The 3,223-nt window shown below is 74.9% G+C and carries 3 protein-coding genes; 1 reads left to right on the plus strand and 2 read right to left on the minus strand.

Annotated features, from left to right (window positions below):
- A partial coding sequence (locus ACSNOG_RS32225) for a TerD family protein (RefSeq protein WP_436756250.1) occupies nt 1-599 on the minus strand: 599 nt, incomplete at its 3' end.
- A gap of 36 nt (nt 600-635) precedes the next feature.
- A complete protein-coding gene (locus ACSNOG_RS32230) occupies nt 636-1,457 on the minus strand; it encodes an NAD-dependent epimerase/dehydratase family protein (protein ID WP_436756251.1) in 822 nt (273 codons plus the stop codon).
- 258 nt (nt 1,458-1,715) lie between these two features.
- Here ACSNOG_RS32230 and ACSNOG_RS32235 point away from each other — a divergent pair, with 258 nt between their 5' ends.
- A complete protein-coding gene (locus ACSNOG_RS32235; RefSeq protein WP_436756252.1) occupies nt 1,716-2,888 on the plus strand; it encodes a serine hydrolase domain-containing protein in 1,173 nt (390 codons plus the stop codon).
- Nucleotides 2,889-3,223: the final 335 nt, after the last annotated feature.

The following is a 3,223-nucleotide window of genomic DNA, read 5'->3' on the forward strand; positions in this document are numbered from 1 at the left end:
CCGCCCTGGTGGTCGGGGAGGTCTACCGGCGGGACGGCTACGGGCGCGGGCGGCTGCACGGCCGCAGGCGCGGGGGCTGCGGGTGCGGGGGCCGCGGGCTCCTCCACGCTCACGCCGAAGTCCGTGGCGATCCCCGCCAGGCCGTTCGCGTACCCCTGGCCGACCGCGCGCACCTTCCACGCGCCCGCCCGCCGGTAGACCTCCACGACCACCAGGGCGGTCTCGGAGCCCAGCCGGGGCGGGGTGAACGTGGCGAGGACCGAGCCGTCGTCGGAGCTGCGGACGGTGGCGGTCGGCTCGACGCCGGCGAAGCTCGCGCCCTGGGCGTCCGGGCTGGCGGTCACGACGATCTTCTCGATGCCGGCCGGGACGGCGGCGGTGTCCACCACGATGGCGTCGGGCGAGGCGCCGGAAGCGGCGCGGTGGGTCACGCCCGGCCCGGAGGGCTGGTTGTAGAAGACGAAGTCGTCGTCGGAGCGCACCTTGCCGTCGGCGGTGAGCAGCAGGCCCGACACGTCGAGCCGCACCGGGGCGGTGACGTCCACCGTCACGCGAGCGACGGAGAGGGGGATGTTCGAGCCGGGTGTCATAGCGGTCATGCCCCGGGTAACGAGTGGCCCCTCTTTGCGGTTCCATTACCGAGGTGCCGGTTCCGGGCGCCAGCGGGGCGGCTCGGCCGCGCAGAACTCGCCGCCGATGCGGTCGCCGCCCTCGCGCGGGGTCCCGCTCTCCGCCGCCAGCAGGGTGGGCGCGTACGGCTCGGAGTCGTCCCGCGGCTCGTACCCCAGGGCGCGGGCGGTCGACAGGTCCCACCACAGCCTGGTGTTCGCGGAGCTGCCGTAGGCGACGGTGTGGCCGACGCCCTCGGCGGTCAGGGCGGCGTGCACGAGCCGGGCGCAGTCGTCCGGGCTCAGCCAGAGCGACAGCATGCGCACCGACGTGGGCTCGGGCAAGCACGCGCCGATGCGCAGGGACACCGTCTCGATGCCGTGCCGGTCCCGGTAGAGGGAGGCCAGGTCCTCGCCGAAGCACTTGGAGAGGCCGTAGAAGGTGTCCGGGCGGTGCGCGGTCTGCGCGGGCAGGAGCGGGGCGCCTTCCGCGGGGACGGGGGCGAAGCCGACGGCGTGGTTGCTGGAGGCCAGGACGACGCGCCGGACGCCGGCCTCCCGGACGGCCTCGTACAGGCGGTACGTGCCCTCGACGTTGGCGCGCAGGATCTCCTCGAAGGAGGCCTCCAGCGGGATGCCCGCCAGGTGGACGACCGCGTCCACGCCGTCGACGGCCTCCCGCAGCGCCTCGCGGTCGGCGAGGTCCGCGGTGACGGCGTCCGGTTCGCCCGGCACCGGGCGGGCGTCGAACAGGCGCAGGCGGTGGCCGAGCGCGGGCAGCCGGGCGCGCAACCCGGTGCCGATGCGGCCGGCGGCACCGGTGAGGAGGACCGTGCGGGATGCGGGCATGGCCGGGGCCTCCTGGGCGGGGGTGTGCTCCGGGGGAAGCGCACACGCTAGGGAGGCGGTGCGCGGGGGTCAAGGAGGCGCGGACGGCTTCCGGCGGGGTGGAACGGGTGGGGCGCGGGTGGGGCAGCCCTTGAGGAGAACTAAGCGGAGCTTTCCAATCCGTTTGCTGTGCAGGGGAGATGACGATCGTCACGAAATATCCATGGGCCCTGCTCTGCTGCACTCACCGAAGTCACCACTGATCCACAAGGAGCACACATGCCGAGCCCCACCGCCGCGCAGGCGAGCGTCGTCCAGGGAACCGTCGCCAAGGGGTACGAAGGCGTCCGCGAAGAGTTCGAGGCCACCTTCGCCGAGGAGCGGGCCGGGCACTCCGCGCAGCTCGCCGCCTACGTCGACGGCGAGCAGGTCGTCGACCTGTGGGGCGGCCCCGGCGTCGAAGGCGACTCGCTCACCGGCGTGTTCTCCTCCACCAAGGGCGCGGCCCACCTCGTCGTCGCCCTCCTCGTCCAGGAAGGCGTGCTCGACCTCGACCGCGAGGTCGCCCACTACTGGCCCGAGTTCGCCGCCGCCGGCAAGGAGTCCGTCACCCTGCGCGACCTCCTCGCCCACCGGGCCGGAGTCGTCGGAGCCGAGGGCGGCTTCACCACGGAGGAGCTCGCGGACGACCGCGCCATAGCCGAGCGGCTGGCCGGCCAGAAGCCCCACTGGCGGCCCGGCACCGCCTTCGGCTACCACGCCCTCGTCATCGGCGCCCTGACCGGCGAGGTCGTCCGCCGCGCCACCGGGCGCACCATGCAGGAGCTCTACGAGGAGCGCATCCGCGCCCCCTACGGCATCGACTTCTACATGGGCCTGCCCGAGGAGCACGAGCACCGCGTCCTCGACATCCAGCCCATGGACCCGACGCCCGGTCAGAAGCGCGTCCTGCTGGAAGGCGCCACCGGGCCGCAGAGCCTCACGGGCATCGCCTTCAACACCAACCACCCCTCCGAGCCCACCGTCCTGGAGGACCTGCCGAACCACCGCGTCATCCGCGCGGGCGGGCCCGCCTCCGTCGGCGGCATGGCCTCCGCGCGCGGCCTCGCCCGGCTGTACGCGGCCGCCATCAGCGGCGTCGGCGGGAAGGAAGCCCTGCTGACGCCCGGCACCGCCGCCGACTTCGCCCAGATCCACTCCATCGGCTACGACCTGGTCACCCGCCAGCACATGGCCTTCGGCCTCGGCTTCGGCGCGATGGGGGACAAGTACCCCTTCCTGGGCGCCCGCGCCTTCGGCCACGGCGGCGCCGCCGGCTCCCAGGCCTTCGCCGACCCGTCCACGGGCCTGGCCTTCGGCTTCAACCGCCGCCGCTACGGTTTCCGCCCGGACAACGACGTGCACGTGACCCGCCTGGCCAGGGCAACACGCGAGGCAGCGGCCCGCCACTGAGTCCGGTGCCCCGCCGCGGGGGGCAACGGCCGCGCCCGACCCCGGCCCCTCCGCCGCGGCGGTGCTTGACCCCCACCGGGGTGTTCGGCGGTGCCGGGCCGAGCCTCGGGTTGTCCGGCACCGCCGGTGTCCGCCGCTGTGGCGGGTCGCCGTTGCGGCGGGAGGGGTGGGCTGGGGCCCGGTTGCTTGTCTGCCGTTGTGGCCGCCCGGCCCCTCCGCCGCGACGGCGCTTACCCCCCACGGGGGTGTTCGGCGGTGCCGGGCCGGCCTCGGGCTGTTCGGCACCGCCGGTGTCCGCCGCTGTGGCGGGTCGCCGTTGCGGCGGACACCGGCGG

This window comes from Streptomyces sp. URMC 124 (assembly GCF_051386455.1).
Classification (GTDB): Bacteria; Actinomycetota; Actinomycetes; order Streptomycetales; family Streptomycetaceae; genus Streptomyces.

Coding starts and splice junctions, on each gene's coding strand:
- ACSNOG_RS32235 (WP_436756252.1), top strand. CDS start 1,716: ATGCCGAGCCCCACCGCCGCGCAGGCGAGCGTCGTCCAGGGAACCGTC.
- ACSNOG_RS32230 (WP_436756251.1), bottom strand. CDS start 1,457: ATGCCCGCATCCCGCACGGTCCTCCTCACCGGTGCCGCCGGCCGCATC.